The organism is Pseudomonas sp. HMSC063H08 (genome assembly GCF_001813645.1).
Lineage (GTDB): Bacteria > Pseudomonadota > Gammaproteobacteria > Pseudomonadales > Pseudomonadaceae > Pseudomonas > Pseudomonas aeruginosa.
In genome coordinates this window covers 30598-31610 of sequence record NZ_KV813458.1, presented here as the reverse complement: position 1 = coordinate 31610, position 1013 = coordinate 30598, and the positions used below count along the sequence as shown (strand labels likewise).

Sequence of the window (1013 nt, the reverse complement as noted above, 5' to 3'; positions counted from 1 at the left end):
ACCGCCGATGGCAGCGGCAACTGGAGCTTCACACCGGGCACGCCGCTGGCCAACGGCACCGTGGTCAACGCCACGGCCAGCGACCCGACCGGCAATACCAGCGCTCCGGCCAGCACCACCGTGGACTCGGTGGCGCCGGCCGCACCGGTGGTCAATCCGAGCAACGGCGCGGAGATCAGCGGCACCGCCGAACCGGGCGCCACGGTGACCCTGACCGATGGCAGCGGCAATCCCATCGGGCAGGTCACTGCCGACGGCAGCGGCAACTGGAGCTTCACCCCGTCCACGCCGCTGGCGGATGGAACCGTGGTCAACGCCACCGCTACCGACCCGGCCGGCAATACCGGCGGCCAGGGCAGCACCACCGTGGACGCCATCGCGCCGGCCACGCCGACCGTCAACCTGAGCAATGGCAGCAGCCTCAGCGGCACCGCCGAGCCGGGCAGCACGGTGATTCTCACCGACGGCAACGGCAATCCGATCGCCGAGGTCACCGCCGACGGCAGCGGCAACTGGACCTACACCCCGTCCACGCCGATCGCCAACGGTACTGTGGTCAACGTGGTGGCCGAGGACGCCGCCGGTAACAGCAGCCCGCCGGCGACGGTGACCGTCGATTCCAGCGCGCCGCCGGCGCCGGTGATCAACCCGAGCAATGGCGTCGTCATCAGCGGCACCGCCGAGGCCGGTGCCACCGTGACCCTCACCGATGCCGGCGGCAACCCGATAGGGCAGGTCACCGCCGACGGCAGCGGCAACTGGACCTTCACGCCGGGCACGCCGCTGGCCAACGGCACGGTGATCGTCGCCACGGCCACCGACCCGACCGGCAATACCGGCCCGCAGGCCGCCACCACGGTGGACGCGGTGGCGCCGCCGGCGCCGGTGATCGATCCGAGCAACGGCACGACCATCAGCGGCACCGCGGAGGCCGGGGCCAAGGTGATCCTCACCGACGGCAACGGCAACCCGATCGGCGAAACCACCGCCGACGGCAGCGGCAACTGGACCTT

1 protein-coding gene is annotated in these 1013 nt (G+C 71.8%); it reads left to right on the top strand.

Annotation, left to right across the window (positions count from 1 at the left end; all coding sequences use genetic code 11):
- Window positions 1-1013 (top strand): Ig-like domain-containing protein (locus tag HMPREF2924_RS36465; RefSeq protein ID WP_256567961.1); only part of this gene is annotated, 1013 nt, incomplete at both ends.